This is a genomic window from Solibacillus sp. FSL R7-0668 (assembly GCF_038006205.1).
GTDB lineage: Bacteria > Bacillota > Bacilli > Bacillales_A > Planococcaceae > Solibacillus.
Genome location: NZ_JBBOUU010000001.1, coordinates 2,533,951 through 2,552,135, shown reverse-complemented (window position 1 = coordinate 2,552,135; position 18,185 = coordinate 2,533,951). Strand labels below are relative to the sequence as shown.

Annotated in this window: 19 protein-coding genes; 13 read left to right on the top strand and 6 right to left on the bottom strand. The window is 37.8% G+C overall.

Annotated features, from left to right (window positions below; genetic code table 11):
• Positions 1-2: 2 nt before the first annotated feature.
• From ispG to MKX47_RS12780, 3 genes are all read right to left on the bottom strand, one after another.
• Complete coding sequence (gene ispG / locus MKX47_RS12790) at positions 3-1,118, bottom strand: flavodoxin-dependent (E)-4-hydroxy-3-methylbut-2-enyl-diphosphate synthase (RefSeq protein ID WP_340774768.1); 1,116 nt, start codon at positions 1,116-1,118, stop codon at positions 3-5.
• Between the two features lie 131 nt (positions 1,119-1,249).
• Positions 1,250-1,585, bottom strand: a complete 336-nt coding sequence (locus MKX47_RS12785) for a hypothetical protein (RefSeq protein ID WP_340774765.1) — start codon at positions 1,583-1,585, stop codon at positions 1,250-1,252.
• A 59-nt stretch (positions 1,586-1,644) separates the two neighbouring features.
• A complete protein-coding gene (locus MKX47_RS12780) occupies positions 1,645-2,154 on the bottom strand; it encodes a DUF1189 family protein (RefSeq protein ID WP_340774763.1) in 510 nt (169 codons plus the stop codon).
• Between the two features lie 133 nt (positions 2,155-2,287).
• Between MKX47_RS12780 and MKX47_RS12775 the strand changes: the two genes are divergently transcribed.
• The 4 genes from MKX47_RS12775 (at position 2,288) to MKX47_RS12760 (ending at position 7,388) form a co-directional block, all read left to right on the top strand.
• Positions 2,288-2,767: a DUF456 domain-containing protein gene (locus tag MKX47_RS12775; RefSeq protein ID WP_340774760.1), complete on the top strand. Its 480-nt coding sequence runs from the start codon at positions 2,288-2,290 to the stop codon at positions 2,765-2,767.
• Between the two features lie 210 nt (positions 2,768-2,977).
• Complete coding sequence (locus MKX47_RS12770; RefSeq protein WP_340774757.1) at positions 2,978-3,583, top strand: superoxide dismutase; 606 nt, start codon at positions 2,978-2,980, stop codon at positions 3,581-3,583.
• Between the two features lie 294 nt (positions 3,584-3,877).
• The gene (locus MKX47_RS12765) at positions 3,878-6,580 is read left to right on the top strand and encodes an ATP-binding protein (RefSeq protein ID WP_340774755.1); all 2,703 of its coding nucleotides are present in this window, start codon (positions 3,878-3,880) and stop codon (positions 6,578-6,580) included.
• Positions 6,573-7,388 (top strand): CheR family methyltransferase, encoded by an 816-nt coding sequence (locus MKX47_RS12760; protein ID WP_340774753.1) that lies wholly within the window; start codon positions 6,573-6,575, stop codon positions 7,386-7,388. The genes MKX47_RS12765 and MKX47_RS12760 overlap by 8 nt, the downstream gene beginning before the upstream one ends.
• Before the next feature lie 171 nt (positions 7,389-7,559).
• Here MKX47_RS12760 and MKX47_RS12755 read toward each other — a convergent pair whose 3' ends face one another.
• Entirely contained in the window at positions 7,560-8,696 is a 1,137-nt protein-coding gene (locus MKX47_RS12755; protein WP_340774749.1) for a fused response regulator/phosphatase, read from the bottom strand.
• A gap of 165 nt (positions 8,697-8,861) precedes the next feature.
• Here MKX47_RS12755 and MKX47_RS12750 point away from each other — a divergent pair, with 165 nt between their 5' ends.
• Both MKX47_RS12750 and MKX47_RS12745 read left to right on the top strand, forming a co-directional pair.
• Positions 8,862-9,299, top strand: coding sequence for a DUF1801 domain-containing protein (locus MKX47_RS12750; RefSeq protein ID WP_340774747.1), 438 nt, complete (start codon positions 8,862-8,864; stop codon positions 9,297-9,299).
• Between the two features lie 177 nt (positions 9,300-9,476).
• A complete protein-coding gene (locus MKX47_RS12745; protein ID WP_340774743.1) occupies positions 9,477-9,935 on the top strand; it encodes a universal stress protein in 459 nt (152 codons plus the stop codon).
• Positions 9,936-9,957: 22 nt separating this feature from the next.
• Here the strand turns inward: MKX47_RS12745 and crcB are convergent, their stop codons facing one another.
• On the bottom strand, positions 9,958-10,299 hold the full coding sequence (gene crcB, locus MKX47_RS12740) for a fluoride efflux transporter CrcB (protein WP_340774740.1): 342 nt from the start codon (positions 10,297-10,299) through the stop codon (positions 9,958-9,960).
• Complete coding sequence (locus MKX47_RS12735) at positions 10,299-10,661, bottom strand: fluoride efflux transporter FluC (RefSeq protein WP_340774737.1); 363 nt, start codon at positions 10,659-10,661, stop codon at positions 10,299-10,301. Before MKX47_RS12735 ends, crcB begins: the two co-directional genes overlap by 1 nt.
• 187 nt (positions 10,662-10,848) lie before the next feature.
• On the opposite strand from MKX47_RS12735, the gene MKX47_RS12730 reads away from it, so the two are divergent.
• From MKX47_RS12730 to phoU, 7 genes are all read left to right on the top strand, one after another.
• Positions 10,849-13,062, top strand: coding sequence for a peptidoglycan D,D-transpeptidase FtsI family protein (locus tag MKX47_RS12730; protein ID WP_340774734.1), 2,214 nt, complete (start codon positions 10,849-10,851; stop codon positions 13,060-13,062).
• Between the two features lie 59 nt (positions 13,063-13,121).
• Positions 13,122-13,535, top strand: coding sequence for a response regulator (locus MKX47_RS12725; RefSeq protein ID WP_340774730.1), 414 nt, complete (start codon positions 13,122-13,124; stop codon positions 13,533-13,535).
• 222 nt (positions 13,536-13,757) lie between these two features.
• Positions 13,758-14,723 (top strand): PstS family phosphate ABC transporter substrate-binding protein, encoded by a 966-nt coding sequence (locus MKX47_RS12720; protein WP_340774727.1) that lies wholly within the window; start codon positions 13,758-13,760, stop codon positions 14,721-14,723.
• A gap of 69 nt (positions 14,724-14,792) precedes the next feature.
• Entirely contained in the window at positions 14,793-15,737 is a 945-nt protein-coding gene (gene pstC / locus MKX47_RS12715; protein ID WP_340774725.1) for a phosphate ABC transporter permease subunit PstC, read from the top strand.
• Position 15,738: 1 nt separating this feature from the next.
• Positions 15,739-16,617 (top strand): phosphate ABC transporter permease PstA, encoded by an 879-nt coding sequence (gene pstA, locus MKX47_RS12710; RefSeq protein WP_340774720.1) that lies wholly within the window; start codon positions 15,739-15,741, stop codon positions 16,615-16,617.
• A gap of 11 nt (positions 16,618-16,628) precedes the next feature.
• Positions 16,629-17,444, top strand: coding sequence for a phosphate ABC transporter ATP-binding protein PstB (pstB, locus tag MKX47_RS12705; protein WP_340774717.1), 816 nt, complete (start codon positions 16,629-16,631; stop codon positions 17,442-17,444).
• Positions 17,445-17,466: 22 nt separating this feature from the next.
• On the top strand, positions 17,467-18,120 hold the full coding sequence (gene phoU / locus MKX47_RS12700) for a phosphate signaling complex protein PhoU (RefSeq protein ID WP_340777816.1): 654 nt from the start codon (positions 17,467-17,469) through the stop codon (positions 18,118-18,120).
• The last annotated feature ends 65 nt before the right edge of the window (positions 18,121-18,185 follow it).

Genomic DNA, 18,185 nt, shown 5'->3' with positions numbered 1-18,185 from the left:
CTTTACGCGTTGGCGTTAGCTTTTGCCTCAGCTTCGCGTTTTTCAGCCATTTCTGCTGCTAATTTATCGATTTCTTTTTTCAGTTCTTCTACCATTGTCTCTTCAGGTACTTTACGAACGGTTTTCCCCTTCATGAATAAAAGACCTTCACCGCGAGCACCAGCAATCCCGATATCAGCTTCACGTGCTTCACCTGGACCATTTACCGCACAGCCTAGCACTGCTACTTTTAATGGGACATTTAGTTTTGAAATATATTCTTCTACTTCATTGGCAATTGAAATTAAGTCAATTTCAATACGACCACATGTTGGGCAAGAAATTAATGTCGCCATATTAGACGCTAAGCCGAATGATTTTAATAATTCACGAGCAACTTTAATTTCTTCTACTGGATCAGCAGATAATGAAATACGTAATGTATTCCCGATGCCTTTTGAAAGGATGGCACCTAGTCCAGCTGCTGATTTTATCGTACCAGCAAATAATGTACCTGATTCGGTAATCCCTAAGTGTAATGGGTAATCAAATGCTTTTGCTGCCTTTTCATAGGCTTCAATCGCTAAGTTAACGTCTGATGCTTTCATCGAGACGATAATGTCATGGAAGTCTAGGTCTTCTAAAATTTTAATATGGTGTAATGCAGATTCAACCATACCGTCTGCAGTAGGATAGCCATATTTTTCAAGGATATGACGTTCTAATGAACCAGCGTTAACCCCAATACGAATCGGAATTCCTTTTGCTTTTGCTGCATTCACAACCGCTTCTACTTTTTCACGACGCCCGATATTACCTGGATTAATACGTACTTTATCAATCCCGCCTTCAATGGCTTTTAGTGCTAATTTGTAGTCAAAATGAATATCTGCCACTAATGGAATATGAATTTGTTTTTTGATTTCTGGAATTGCTAATGCTGCGCGCTCATCGGGAACGGCAACACGCACGATTTGGCAACCTGCTTCTTCTAAACGTAAAATTTCTGCAACTGTTGCTTCGACATCATGTGTTTTTGTCGTACACATACTTTGAATTACGACTTCGTTATTTCCACCAATTGTTAAATTACCGACACGTACAGGACGCGTTTTTGTGCGGTGAACGATTTCACTCATGAAAAATTCTCTCCTTTTCGGGCTTTTTAATGTTGTTTTTATCTTTCATAGATAGAAACGATATGTAAGCCGTCACTGTTCCTTATTTTATCAGTGTCTGATTAGAAGAACAAGAAAGAAACGCCAGGAAGTCATTTTACACATATTTTTGTTGTATTCGAGATAATTGGTACAAGGACCGTATTTCCGGGAATGAGTGTTTGTAATTCTAAATGGGGATTGAGCTGGTAAAATTGCGATAATCGTTCTGGAAATGTTGTTTTAATAGGAGAAGGTGTTGCTGCAAATAAGCTATATATTGTATCATCTTGCTGAATTTGAACGGCTACATATTGTAATTGTTCTTGCTGCTCGCATTTTTCCTCAGTGTGATAAAACGAGGCCATTGGAATGGTACCTTCCTGCAAGTCAACTTTAATTACGAAGGCAAGAACTAATAGGATGACGGACATGATAAAAAAGCGCAAAAAAATCCCTCCAATCTATGCATCTATAATTCAATCATATGTTGGAGGGGGGCAGATTATTATTTTGCGAGTGGATATTTTGTAATTGCAAGGATGATCCATAACATCGTAATAAAAATACCAAGCAGTGTGAGTAGCATTGCTGAAATCGGGAATAGACCTCCAAACATGGTAAGTAGTGTTGCCCAAGTACAGGCAAACACGGCGCTTCGCCATACTTGACGATATTCCCCACGGCGCTTCATTGGTTTGACGAAAAACTGTCCCGCAAGTGCGTATAAGCTTACTTTAATGAAGTAGATACTCGTATTTAGTACGAATAAAAAGATAACCGCAATTGGATAAACAATCCACTGAACATCGGCCGCGTATTGTTCGATTTCGGAATAGCTAAAGATTGCATCGGAACCTCCGTTGACAAATTGACCAAACGAAAATGCGGTCAGTAAAGCAATCATTAAAAAGGCATATTGCATCACTTTTCCGATTGAAAGGATGCGATATGCCCCCAATTTTTTAGGGTTCGTTAAGCTATCAATGAATAGCTGTAGATGTGAAATATTTTTCATATGTATTCTCGAGCTCCTTTATCGAATAGTGTAACATGAAAAAATGCCCAATTAAACAAAAGGGATGGAAAATGAATCTTTTCTGTGGCATTTTCGTATAGTTAGTGAAATCTTTTTTAGGGGACGTGTTATTTTGGATATTATTGCTTGGACGCTCATTATTGCGTTATTTATCATTGCTTTTGTTGGCTTAGTATACCCGATTATTCCATCGGTACTGTTTTTGCTCGGTGGATTTATTGTATATGGGTTGTTTTATAGCTTTAGTGAGCTACCTTGGTGGTTTTGGCTAATTGAATTGCTATTTGTCGCGTTATTATTTGTGGCAGATACGGTGTCTAATTTAGTAGGGGTCAAAAAATTTGGGGGTTCGAAGGCAGGTATGTGGGGATCAACGGTCGGTTTATTGGTCGGTCCCTTTGTCATTCCGTTTGCAGGGATTATTGTAGGACCTTTTCTCGGTGCGATTATTGGTGAACTGATTGTAGAGCGTACGGAATTTAAGAAGGCGGTCAAGGTTGGTGTAGGATCGGTTGTTGGTTTTTTAACTTCAGTAGCAACAAAAGGTATTATTCAAGCAATCATGCTCATCCTGTTCTTTATTGCCATATAATGTGAGCCGATTAGTTGAAAAGTAAGGGATAGTTAGCATACACTAAACATGGAAAGGGTTACATGAAGGGGAGAAATAAATGGAAACGCTTTTTCGGTCAAAAGGCTGAATTGTTCATTCTCGCTATTTTATGATTGAATGACGTGTCCATTTTTGATAACCTAGTACTGTAATCAACATTAAACTTATTGTTCCAGGGAGGAATAAATCATGGCATTCAAATTACCAGAATTAACTTACGCATACGATGCATTAGCACCACATATCGATGCAAAAACAATGGAAATTCACCACACTAAACACCACAACACTTACGTAACAAACTTAAACGCTGCTGTAGAAGGTACTGAATACGCGGACAAAGACATCAACGAATTAATCGCTGACATCAACGCTTTACCGGCTGACAAACAAACAGCTGTACGTAACAACGGTGGCGGACATGCAAACCACACATTATTCTGGGAAGTAATCGCTCCAGGCGGTTCTAACACACCAGTAGGCAACGTAGCAGCTGCTATCGATGCTAAATTCGGTTCTTTCGACGCTTTCAAAGAAGAGTTCGCTAAAGCTGCAACTACTCGTTTCGGTTCAGGCTGGGCTTGGTTAATCGTTGACGGTGACGGTGTTGCTGTAACTTCAACTCCAAACCAAGACTCTCCAGTAATGGAAGGCAAAACACCAGTATTAGGATTAGACGTTTGGGAGCACGCTTACTATTTAAACTACCAAAACCGTCGTCCAGACTACATCGGTGCTTTCTGGAACGTAGTAAACTGGGATGTTGTAGAAGCTAAATTCAACGCTGCAAAATAATTATTATCGGATTCAATTGATCTTTGTACCAATATTTATGTTGAATGTTTGTAAAGAGAAAATAATTGGATGACAGATAAGACCTAGAATCACACTCGTACAATTTGTGCGGGGTGTGGTTCTTTTTTTATACCAGTATGCTGAAATAATGCAATGGATTATGGAAATCTTCGTTTAAGATGATTCTATTTGATTTATGTTTTTACATTCAGCTATAATTGTAAAAATAGAATAGGATGTATGTTTTTTCCTATTACTCTAATGTTAGAATTATCCGATAAAGGTAGGATTAAAATGAATCGAAAACGAAAAATTGGAATTGGTTTTAAAATAACGAGTGGTTATCTTATTTTAATTGTATGTTTAGCTATTTCTGCTATCGTATTAAATAATCAAATAACGAGTTTACAGCAAGAGCGAAATGGCATTATCCAATATGATTCTTCAATGCGTATTACCTCAAACAATTTAGAACGTCAAATTCTGAATATGGAATCGTCACTACATCGGTATTTAATTACAAAAGATGAGACATATTTACAGAAATATAATGAGGAGTTCACGACATGGGAAACCACATTTAGAGAGTTAGAAACGCTTGTAGAGGATTATTCTACTGCAGAAAATCAGTTAAATGGAATTTATACGAGTATTACAGATTGGATTAATAAAATTGGACAGCCATTAGTAAATACGATATTAACAAATCAAAATATTGATAAAGCTGTTGCGAGTTTTGATGGCGAACGTAGTAGTGTTGCGCTTAGTGAACTCCAACAGAAATTTTCGACGTTTCGTAATATTGAAACAGAAGCGATTCAACAAAATGTTTTAGAGCTTAATAAGCGAAATGAAAATTTAACATATAGTCTTTTTGCTATTCTTACCTTCATTGCAGTAGCAACGATTATTGTCTTTACGATGATATCACGAAATATTACAGGTTCAATTAACGAAGTAACCGATGCGATTCAAAATATGAAAAAGTCGGATAGTCAGAAGCGCAAACGTATTGTAGCAAAAACAAATGATGAAGTCCGCGATCTTGTTGATGCGACGAATGAGCTATTAGTTACAATGGAAAATCGTCAATGGTATCAAAGGAATTTAGCTGAAATTGTAACGGCTTATCAAGGTGTTGACACCATGGAGGAGTTAGGGAAAGTTTTACTTAATTCATTAACTGCGCGGACAAATTCTGTTTATGGCGCATTTTATATTCAAGATACCCGTAACCATGATCAATTTAATAAAATTGCTTCGTTTGCAGAGTCAAATGAGGAGGTAGGTCGCCAGAGTTTTATAGCTGGTCAAGGGTATATCGGACAAGCTGTAAAAGAAAAGCGCATACTAAGTTATGAAAATAAAGAAAATAGCTTCCATTATCTAGAGACAGCTTTAGGAAATATTCCGATTACGAATGGTATTATTGTCCCTGTATTTTTCGGGAAAGAGGTCATTGCTGTAATTGAATTAGCCTCCTTAAAAAAATATTCAGAACAACAGCACGCATTAATTACAGAAGTTGTTGTTTATTTAGGAGCAATGATAAATAGCATTACTGGACGAATGGAAATTATTCGTTTATTAAATGAATCACAGGCAATGACAGAGGAATTACAAGTGCAATCTGAAGAGCTTCAAACCCAATCAGAAGAATTAAAAATGCAAACAGAAGAGCTAACGACGATAAATGAACGGTTGGAAGAGCGTACTCGAGATGCTGAGAATAAAACATATGCACTAGAAAAAGCGCAATTTGAGTTAAAAGAAAGTGCAGAACAGCTACGCCAAAGCTCCAATTATAAATCTGAGTTTTTAGCGAATATGTCGCATGAATTGCGCACACCTCTAAATAGTATTTTAATATTATCTGAGTTGCTTGCAGAAAATAACGAAAAGCGTTTAACTGACGATGAACTGGAGTATGCGAAGGTTATCCATAATTCAGGAGAAGATTTACTGAATCTAATCAATGATATTTTAGATTTATCTAAAGTGGAAGCTGGGAAAATGGATTTATGGTTTAGGGAAATGAATGTCTACGAAATAACACAGCATATTACGAGTTTATTTTCACCAATTGCCCAGCAAAAAGGGATTGAATTAACGGTGGAAGTAGCACAGAACATAGTTGAAAGTTTCCATACAGATGTGAAACGCTTCCACCAAATAATAAACAATTTATTATCCAATGCGTTAAAATTTACAGAAAAAGGGTCTGTTGTAGTGGGAATTGAACAAGCGATTGTTACTTCAGCGATGCAACAAATTAGTGATAGATGGCTTAAGGTGAGTGTAATCGATACGGGAATTGGTATTCCACAAAATAAGCAGCAAATTGTGTTTGAATCATTTCAGCAAGCAGATGGTGCAACGGTTCGCAAATATGGAGGTACAGGCCTCGGATTATCTATATGTCGAGAAGTAACCAAACTTTTAGGTGGATGGATTACATTGCAAAGCGTTGAAGGAAAAGGCAGTACATTTACTGTTTATTTGCCAAGCTTGCCAGAAGGAAATACTTCATCTGTACAAATTGCCGAACAGGAAGTCGCTACTACAATGGCAACTTTACCAATCGATTCGACAAAAACAATCTTTAATGGAAAGTCTATTTTAATAGTGGATGATGATTATCGTAATATTTATGCATTACGTCAAGCGTTGGAGCAAAAAGGTGTTCATGTGTTAGAAGCAACAAATGGTTTAGAATGTTTGAATATTTTACAAACGGCGCCACGTGTTGATGCGATATTAATGGATATTATGATGCCTGAATTGGATGGCTATGAAACGATGGAACGTATTCGTGGCGAATTACAATTAACAGAGCTACCGATTATTGCATTAACTGCTAAGGCAATGAAGCAAGATCGTGACCGGGCATTTGAAGTAGGCGCATCTGATTATATAAGTAAGCCCCTAAACTTGGAACAATTATTTTCAGTTTTAACAGTATGGTTAACAAGTGGAGAACGTTTAAGAAATGGATAAAAAAAAGTTAGAAGTAAAGTTACTACTAGAGGCATTGTATTCTTTATCAGGCTTTGATTTTCGAAAATATAATTTACAATCAATCATACGTCGCGTTGAGCATCGAATGCGAATTAATAATATTCCAACGATATCTCGTTTAACGGAATCTATTATTTATGATAATGAGCTTCTGAAAATTTTGCTCAATGATTTCTCGATTAATGTGACGGAGATGTTCCGAGACCCTAGTTTCTTTCGGGCCTTTCGTGAACAAGTTGTCCCGCAATTACAAAAACTAGAGAAAATCAGAATATGGCATGCAGGATGTGCTACAGGTGAAGAAGTTTATTCTATGGCCATCCTGTTGCAGGAAGAGGGGCTCCTTGAGAAGACGATGATGTATGCAACAGATATGAATGAACGCGTGTTAAAAAAAGCACAGCAGGGAGCACTTCCGCTTCAAAAAATGCAAGCCTATACTAAAAATTATATTTTAGCTGGGGGAACGGAAGGATTATCACAATATTATAAAACGGATGATAGCTTTGCTGTTTTTCATTCGTATTTAAGAGAAAATATTGTGTTTGCACAGCATAATTTAGTGACCGATCAATCTTTTCAAGAGTTCGATGTGATTATTTGTCGCAATGTCCTGATCTATTTCACCCCGGAGCTTCAGCATGATGTGCATCATTTATTTTACGATAGCTTAGCACAGCAAGGATTTTTAGGTTTAGGTGATAAAGAAACATTACATTTTACACCACTTGCACATAAATATAGGACTGTTAATGCAGCGGAACGTATATATCAAAAAGCATTATAGCGGGTAGCAGAGATTATTGTTTCCTTTGTCACTTCCGAAAATATGTCATACATCTTCGCTAAAATTGAAAAGCCACCATTTTATTCTTTATACGGAATAAAACGGTGGTCTTTTATATAGGGATTTTTGGGAATTCTGTCCCGAAATTATCTAGTGCGGTGCAAACTTTTCTCAGCATTTTGCCTGCAATAATAATACGCACATATCATCTGGCTGACTTTGCTGTAAATCTTGCTCCAATAAATAGTCAATGGGTGGAATATCTGTTGACCATGTAGAGCTGGCAATTTTACAAATTTCCTGATCCGCAGTTATGTCACATTCCCCCATTGCTTCTAACACACCGTCTGTATATAAGACGATTTGGATGGAAGAATTAAAATGAATGACCTTTTTTTCGATCTTAATATCCTCAACAAATCCAACTGCATAGCTAGTATGTACGAGTGGTATTGTTTGCTGCTCATCGATGAACACATAGCCCGCTGGATGACCTGCATTCACATACTCCAATGTTTTTTCCTTCATATCAATTACTAAATACACACCAGTAAAATAGTAGAGAAGATTTTCTTTATCATTTTGTAGCAGTGTCATATAGTGGTTGAGCTCTGCTATGACAAGCTCAGGTTTCGTGAGTTTTTTTATAGCCTCACGTAGTACGGAAGAAATATACATGCAAACGAGAGATGCGGAAACGCCATGTCCCATCATATCTAACAGCATAACAGCATAACGATGCTCATCGATTTTTTCCCAATAATATAAATCTCCCGCTAGATTGGAAGACGGAAAATACGATGCCGTTATGGAAAAATCGGGCTGTTGAATTGGTGGGCTTAATAAGCTTTGTTGAACCTTAGAAGCTAAATTAAGCTCCATTTGAATTTTTGCCTCTTGATTTTTATGCCAATCAAGCTCAGATTTCAATCGTTTCCCAACACGAATTCGTGCCAATAACTCTATGCGATTAATTGGTTTTGTTATGTAATCTATTCCCCCAACATCAAGTGCTTCTGATAATTTCGCTTTATCATCAAGCGCAGTAATAAAAATAACTTGAATATCTCTCCACCTTGGGTTTTGTTTTAAGATTCGGCAGGCTTCAATGCCATCCATTTCTGGCATCATAACATCTAGTAATATGACATTGATTTCATTACAGTTAGGTGCATTGGATGGATCTAAATAGTCAAACATTTCTTTTGCAGATTGAACGGAGACATAGCTATCATAACCATCGCTTTTTAAGATTTGCTCAATCACGAAATGATTTACTGGATTGTCATCTACAATAAGTATCGTCATACTAACACCTTCACTCTCTGTTAATTATATGAAAAGTTGTTGATTTCTACTCTATTCATTATACAGATGTGATAAAAGAATTGAAAATTTACACCCCGTTTACTTCAAATATGTAACGAAAAGCTAATGAATTTGTTATTCTTTTAAAAAGAAGGAGTGATGATTTTGTACGACGAATTTCTAGCACAAATCGATGAAAAATGGCATGATGCCTTTGTAAAGTTAATGATAACCATTGAAGAAAATTTACCAAAAGGCTTTGAAAAATCACTAGACCGAAATATGATGGCGTATAGCGTACCACTGGCAACGTATCCAAAGGGCTATCACTGTACACCTAATACACCGTTACCATTTTTAGCAATTGCGCCACAAAAACGGCATATTGCGTTGTATCACATGGGGATCTATAGTGATCCACAGCTGCTTTCGTGGTTTCAGGAATCGTACGCCAAAGTGGTGCCGACAAAGTTAAATATGGGCAAAAGCTGTATTCGCTGGACATCAACAAAGCATATTCCGTACGAATTAATCGGTGAATTATGCCAAAAAATGTCCCCTGAGCAATGGATTGCCTTATATGAAAAAGAAGTAGCACGCTAAGCATATGCACCCAGCTATGTAATAAAGGCTATGCTAAATATTCACAATCTTTTATAATCATAAAATATTCAAGCAGCTTTGTAGCAGGTCTACAAGGCTTTTTTCTGTTTGTAAACAAGTTTTACACGGTAAATTCATAGGGTATTGATAAAGAATAAATACAGGGAGGGCATTTCCATGAGCATGACGTATCGAAATATTTTAGTAGCGGTGGATGGTTCGAATGAATCGATGTTAGCGTTTAAACGTGCAATTCAAGTGGCGATTAATAATGCCAATTCGAAGTTATATGTAGTACATGTCATTGATACAAGATCATTTGCTTTTTATGAAACGTATAATATGAATATGGCGGATAAAGCAAGTGATTTGGCGATAGAAATGTTGACTTCTCATATAGACATGGCCAAGCAAGCAGGCGTTCAGCAGGTAGAGATGATTTTAGAGTACGGGGCACCACGACAGATCATCGCCAAAGCGCTCCCAAAGGTGAAAAAAATTGATTTGATTATTTGTGGCGTAACAGGCAAGGGGGAAGTAGAGCGATTCTTGATGGGGTCGATTTCGGAGGCTGTTGTACGACAGCAAAATGTGATGTGCTTGTCGTGCGAAATTTATAGAAAAAGAGGGAAGTGACATGTAGCGGGGTCACTTCCTTTTACAGTAAGAAGCCGATAGCTGCAAATACGATACTGAAAAAGCATGAACTGCTCGCATAAAGAAGCGCGGTTTTCAATTTTCGTGCTTCTACTAATTGAACGACTTCAAATGAAAACGTAGAAAAGGTTGTGAAGGCACCTAAAAAGCCAATTGCCAGTAGTTGTGACAAAAATTCTGAATGCGCATCCTTGATAAATAACCCAAGTAAAAGCGAGCCAATACAATTGATCAATAAGGTTGCGATGTATTTTTCCTTTTTTAACGTACTATGCATCCATTGGCTCAGTTGAAAGCGCAGGATTGCCCCAAAAAAGCCACCGATTGCGACTGCGATCATCATTAATTCACAACCTTTTTAGTAAAATAATAGGCCATATAGCAGCAGGCAATCGAACCAACTGAACTTGCGACAATATAGAGTAATGCGAAAATATATGCTTGCTGCTCCAATAGCTGAAGTGCTTCCACGCTAAAAGTAGAAAATGTCGTAAAGCCACCTAAAAAGCCTGTCGTTGCCCCTAGCTTTAACCATTCTATTTTTTTCGGTAAGATTAAAAATAATAGGGCGAATAACAAGCTACCTGTCCAATTTATAGACATGGTCAAAAAGGGAAAGCCCGTATTTACTGGAATAAGCTCACTCAATAAATAGCGTGTCATCGCACCGAGCGCACCGCCAAATCCAACGGCTAAAGTATTCAAACGTACCACCTCTTAAGTTCTATTTTCGCGTAAGTTGAATGAAAAAGGAAACTTTTCTTTTTCCCCTCCGTCTAAAAGGTGAATAATTGTAAAGTCCACTCTTTTTTCAAGCTGTTTCGGATGTTATACTTAAAGGTATGACTAAGTATTCAATAGCTAATACATAACTAAGAAAGGGGTGTTTCTTTTGCGGAAAATAACGCAAAATCGTAAGCCGAATCCAAAAGCGCAACAGCGTGCTAGCCTAACATTTCGGATGAACGTCCTTTTCTTTTCGATATTTATCCTATTTTCCCTGTTAATTTTTCGTTTAGGCTATATTCAAATTGTTAAGGGAGAAGATTATGTACTTGAATTGGAACGTAAAGAGGAAGTACGGGTCAATACAAGTGTACCGCGCGGACGAATTTTTGACCGCTATGGACGAATTTTAGTAGACAATCAGCCTGAAAATGCGATTACCTACACAAAAATGCAAACGACAAAATCCGCTGAGATGCTAGAAATAGCAGAAAATCTTGCCCAATTAATAGATCAGCCTACTGATAAGGTGACCTATCGTGATAAGCAGGATTTCTGGATTTTACGTAATAATGAAGATGCCAAGGCGAAAGTAACCGAAGAAGAAATGACGGAATACCGCAATCAAAATGAAGAAATGGAAACAAAAGAAATCAATCAAGAATATGATCGCCGTATTCGTGAGCGTATTACCGATGCAGAACTAGCGCAACTATCTGATTTTGATTTAGAAGTGTTAGCGATTTATCGTGAAATGACGACGGGGTACAATTTATCCCCTCAAATTATTAAAGGTGAAAATGTAACAGATGAAGAGTTTGCCCGTGTTTCCGAGCAGCTAGCTGATTTACCAGGTGTGAATACGACAACGGATTGGAAACGTGTTCGCTTATCGCCACTCGCTATTTTAGGACGTACGACAGTCCCAAGTAAAGGGGTTCCTAAATCACAGCTCAATCACTATTTAGCACGTGATTATTCTCGAAATGATCGTGTTGGGGAATCTTATTTTGAGGCACAATACGAAGAAATTTTACAAGGTGAAAAATCGGTTGTTAAAAACTTGACGAACAAAAAGGGCCAAGTTGTCGAGACGATGACAACCTTTGATGGGGAGCCAGGGAAAGATTTAGTAACAACGATTGATAATGATTTACAAAAGAAAGCAGAAGAAATTTTAGAGACCCAGTTATTAGAGTTAAAATCTAGAGGGGGCTCGGATTTATTAGATCGTGGCTTTTTAGTTGCTATGAATCCTAAAACTGGTGAACTGCTTTCCGTAGTCGGCAAGAAAATCGAAAAAGACAAAGAAACAGGCAAGCCATACATTGTCGACTATTCTTATGGAACCTTTACAACAGCTTACGAGGCGGGCTCTGCTGTCAAGGCTGCTACGGTATTGATGGGCTATAATGAAGAGGTAATCAAGCCGGGTACAAGAATGCTCGATGCACCTATGCGTATCGGGAATATTACACTAAACTCATTATTCAACAAAACAGGCAGTGTCATATTAGATGATTTAACGGCATTGGAGCGTTCTTCAAACGTTTATATGTTTAAAATTGCAATGGCAATGGGGGGACGTACCTATTCTCCAGGCGCACGCTTTAGTTTAGAGAAGGGTACCCTGCAAACAATGCGGAATGAATATGCACAATTTGGCTTAGGTGTGCCTACAGGTATTGATTTACCTGGTGAAGCGATTGGTTATCAAGCTGACCCAGATACCGATGTCAAATTACTAAACTTAGCAATTGGTCAGTTCGATACGTATACAACGATGCAATTAGCACAATATATTTCGACGATTGCAAATGGTGGGTATCGTATTCAGCCACGTATGCTAAAAGAAATTCGTAATCCGTCTCCAGATGGTGAAAATCTTGGACAATTAGTAGATGAAGTGACACCAACGATTTTAAATAAAATTGAAAATAGTGAGAAAGAAATTGCACAAGTACAAGAAGGCTTACGCCGCGTTTTCAATGGTTCAAATGGATCGGCACGTAGACAGTTTGCGGATGCCAAATACACAGCGGCTGGTAAAACAGGTACGGCCCAAGTAGTTTATTATGGTCCTCAAAAAGAAAAATATGGGACGGATACAATTAATATTGTTAACGTAGGCTATGCTCCATTTGAAGATCCTGAAATTGCGTATGCCGTAATCTATCCATGGGCAACGACGAATTTTAGTAATAGTAACTATTTAGCACATGCCAATGTAACTGCAAGGGAACTATTAGATGCTTACTTTGAATTGAAGGGCAACTATGCAGAACAAGGCCTTTCTGCTAGCAAAGTAGATAAACCTATTATTAAAGATTCAGATGAAAAATTATCAGAAGATGAAGCAGTAGAAAAAGTTACGGAATAAAATAAATCATAACGCTCCTGTAGTGAATCGACTGCAGGAGCTTTTTCAAGGAGCGTATTATGCGTAAAAAGGTAATGCAAGGCATTGTTATTGTAGGTGCACTAAGTAATGCTGTTATTTTAGCGGTCATGGATATGCCCGTTTGGTTAATCATCTTAATGACGCTTATTTATGTCGCAATTTTCGAAGGACTATTATATGTACTAGAGCCGAGGCTTGTGCGTGCTGAACGCGAGCGTAATCTGCAGGCCTATTCATTTTATAGAGAATTAACCGCTGCAAAAAAGGCAACTGTTACATTACGGGACGGTACGATTTTTTATAATGCTTCATTTGAAGGCTATGCGAATAACCGAGATGCTAAAACGATTGTTCTCCATGTACATACCGTCAAAACAAAAAAGGCGGCATCTACTAGCACAAAACACGAAGTAAAGCTGATGGATATAAAAGACGTAAAAAAGGTTCAGTAATCGTACGAGGTAATTTGCCTCATTACAATCTATTAAAATATTTACAATAACCGAAGATTAATGAAGGAATTAAGACAATTTGCTAAAAAAATTTGCAAATTGTCTTTTTTCTTTACAATGCTTTACATTCCTTTTACCAATCGAATATATGAACTCAATAAACTCGCTTTATAGTTTGAATTGTAAGAAAAACAATTCTTTATACAAGCGGAGGAAAATTAAATGAAAAAGTGGCAGTACTTAACATCAACAGCATTACTAGGATCGGCATTATTTTTAGCGGCATGTGGAGATAGTGAAGATGCTTCAACAACATCTGCTGATAAAAATACAGAGCAAGCTGAGTCTGGTGCGGCACAATTAACAGGCAATGTAGTAGGTGATGGCTCATCAACAGTAGCACCAATTACAGAAGCATTAGTTGAAGAATATGCAGCGGTACAAAAAGATGTACGTGTAGCAGTTGGTGTATCTGGTACAGGCGGCGGTTTCGAAAAATTCATCAATGGTGAAACAGATTTCTCGAATGCTTCACGTCCAATTAAAGATACAGAAGCAGAAGAATTAAAAAATGCAGGCGTTGACTATACAGAATTCGAATTAGCTTATGATGGATTATCGGTTGTTGTTCACCCAGACAACACATGGGCGAAAAACTTAACAGTAGATCAATTAAAGAAAATTTGGATTGAAGATGGCACGAAGAAAAAATGGTCGGATATTGATCCATCTTGGCCAGCAGAAGAAATTGTTTATTACTCACCAGGTGCAGACTCAGGTACGTATGATTACTTTGATGAAGTAATCTTAGATGGGGAAGATATCGCAAAAGACGCGATGCTTTCAGAAGATGATAATGTGTTAGTACAAGGTGTAACAGGTGATGTCAACGCAATTGGTTACTTTGGTTATGCATACTACTTAGAAAATAAAGATAAATTACAAGTTGTTTCAGTAGACGGTGTTGAGCCAACAAACGAAACAATTGAATCAGGTGAATATTCACCATTATCACGTCCATTATTCGTTTACGTGAAAAACAGTGCCTTAAAAGATAGTGAAGCAGCATATGACTTCATGAAATTCTCTTTAGAAAATGCTGGTGCAATGGCCGAGGTTGTAGGCTATGTAAGCTTACCTGCTGAAAAGTACGAAGAAAGCTTAAAAGTATTAGAAGGCTTAAAGTAATTTAACATCTATCGTGTGTGGGCCTCGCACCATACACGATTTTTATTTATTTGTGGAAGGGGTTTTCCTATGACGCTCAAACAACAAGAGCGACCAAATGTTCAGCAGTTAATTGAACAGGCACGCAATCGCAAAGGAAAAAAAATCATTGAGAAATGCGTACCGGTGCTATTATTTTTAGCTGCTACGATTTCGGTATTAACAACATTTGGAATTGTTTTTACACTTATTTTTGAAACAATTGAATTCTTTACGCGTGTATCGATTACCGATTATTTATTTGGTAAGGAGTGGCTACCGTTTTCAGGGAAAGAGCCATTGTACGGGATTTTGCCATTAATATTAGGCACATTAAAAGTGACTGGTATCGCGATTCTTGTGGCAGTGCCATTTGGTTTAGGAGCAGCGATTTATTTAAGTGAATATGCTTCGGAGCGTGTTCGTAAAGTTGTAAAGCCAATTTTAGAGGTGCTTGCAGGGGTACCTACAATTGTCTATGGATTTTTCGCATTAACCTTCATTACTCCGATATTACAAGTCATTATTCCAAATTTAAAAATCTTTAATGCAATTAGTCCGGGAATTGTTGTCGGCGTGATGATTTTACCAATGATTACGTCGATGTCAGAGGATGCCATGAGCTCGGTGCCACGCTCGATTCGTGAAGGCGCACTTGGATTAGGCGCAACGAAATTTGAAGTGGCGATAAAAGTCGTATTACCTGCTGCATTATCCGGAATTGTTGCTTCGGTTGTACTTGGAATTTCTCGTGCAATTGGTGAAACAATGATCGTATCACTAGCGGGTGGATCGACACCGAAATTTGATTTTGGCTTTACCGATTCGATTCAAACAATGACGGCTTATATTGTTCAAGTAACGACAGGTGATGCTGGTTATGGAACGACAATTTATTATTCTATTTACGCAGTAGGCTTTACATTATTCATCTTTACATTAACGATGAATTTACTAGCAACGTATATTTCAAAACGCTTCCGAGAGGAGTATTAACATGCGCTATATTCAAGAAGATGTAGTAATGAAACGTATGTCGAAACGACTTTCGGCTAATAAAATATGGAAGTTTATCTTTATTTTAGCGACAAGCTTTGCGCTGATTTCATTGGCAATGCTACTTGGCCGAATTATATCGCAAGGTGTTAGTCATTTTGATATGCAATTTTTAACGAGCTTTGCATCCCGTATTCCAGAAAACGCTGGGATTAAGGCGGCACTTATTGGTTCATTATGGTTGATGAGTGTCGTCGCGCCCGTATCGATTATTTTAGGGGTGAGTACCGCGATTTATTTAGAGGAGTACGCAAAGCAAAATAAATTGAATGATTTTATCCGTATCAATATCTCCAATTTAGCCGGTGTACCTTCCATTGTATTTGGTTTACTTGGTTTAACAATTTTTGTACGTCTGTTTGGATTCGATAAAAGTATTTTAGCGGCTGGTTTAACGATGAGCCTATTAATTTTGCCAGTAATCATTGTTGCGTCTCAGGAAGCGATTCGTGCAGTACCAAAAGAGCAGCGTGAAGCCTCATATGGCATGGGCGCAACAAAATGGCAAACAATTGTCCGTGTGGTGTTACCGGGGGCGATTCCAGGAATATTAACAGGGAGTATTTTAGCGCTATCTCGTGCAATTGGTGAAACAGCACCGCTTGTCGTGATCGGTATCCCTGTAATTTTACAATTTTTACCTACTGGCTATTTAGATACATTTACAGCGTTGCCAATGCAAATTTTTGACTGGGCAAAACGACCACAAGAAGCGTTCCAATATGTAGCTTCGGCTGGCATTATTGTATTGATGCTTGTGTTATTAACGATGAACTCCATTGCGATTTTCATTCGTAATAAGTTCCAAAAACGATACTAGGAGTGAACAATATGGTTCAAGTTTTATCAAAGCAAATTGAGGCAATCCCGCAAATTGTAACACCTGATAATAAAGCAATCGTAATGCAGTCGAGTGATTTTAATTTATGGTATGGTGAGCACCATGCGTTAAAGGATATTAATTTAGATATGAAGGAAAATGAAGTAACGGCGATTATCGGTCCTTCAGGTTGTGGGAAATCGACATATATTAAAGCGTTAAATCGTATGGTGGAGCTTGTGCCAATCGTGCGTACGGCTGGTGAAGTGAACTACCGTGGGCGCAATATTTTTGGCGCAGGCTATGAAGTAGAAGAACTCCGTACAAAAGTAGGGATGGTGTTCCAAAAGCCAAATCCATTTCCGAAATCCATTTATGACAATATTGCCTATGGTCCAAGAATTCATGGTATTAAAAATAAGAAGATTTTAGATGAGATTGTTGAAAAATCCTTGCGCGGTGCAGCGATTTGGGATGAAGTGAAGGATCGCTTAAACCAAAATGCATACGGCTTGTCAGGTGGTCAGCAGCAACGTATTTGTATCGCACGCTGTTTAGCCATTGAACCAGATGTTATTTTAATGGATGAACCAACGAGTGCCCTAGACCCAATCTCCACGTTAAAGGTAGAGGAGCTTGTGCAGGAAATGAAAGAACAGTACTCCATTGTGATTGTTACGCATAATATGCAACAAGCCGCACGTATTTCAGATAAAACAGCCTTTTTCTTAAATGGCGAGGTTGTGGAATTTGACAAAACCGATGTCATTTTCTCAACACCATCGGATCAACGAACAGAAGATTATATTTCAGGACGATTTGGATAAGGAGCGTTAAAGGATGTCGAATATGATACGCGAACGATTTGAACATGATTTAATGGCGGTTCAGCAAGATTTAATGGAGCTTTGCGATACGAGTATTGGCGCATTCCAATTGTCTTTTGAATCCTTAACAAAACAAGATATTGATTTGGCGTTACAAGTGATTAAACAAGATAGTAAAATTAATCGTTTAGAAGAAATGATTAATGATCGTGTAATTTTGTTAATTGCCAAGCAGCAGCCCGTTGCAACGGATTTACGTCGATTAATTGTCATTATAAAAGCAGCTGCTGATATGGAGCGCATTGGCGATTACGCAGTAAATATTGCGAAAGAGACGATTCGTATTGGCAAACAGCCCTTTATTACAAGCATTGAGCCAATTGAAGAAATGTTCCATAAAACGATTTCCATGCTGCGTCAAATTGTAGAAGCCTTCATTGAAGAAAACACAACAAAAGCGAAGGAAATTGCGCAGCTAGATGATGAAGTTGATGATTTAACGGGCAATACGATTAGCAACTTAATGAAGCTTTCTATCTCAAATGAGCATGTGGCGCAAGTAAATAATTTATCCTTCATCTGTCGCTGTATCGAGCGTTCAGCAGATCATGCGACAAATATTGCCGAGCATTTATTCTACCTTGTTAAAGGCAAGCATTATGAACTAAATAATTAATCGATGAGCTATGCGAAAATAAATCGTATAGCTTTTTTCGTTTTTTGAAACGTGAAGCAACTGGC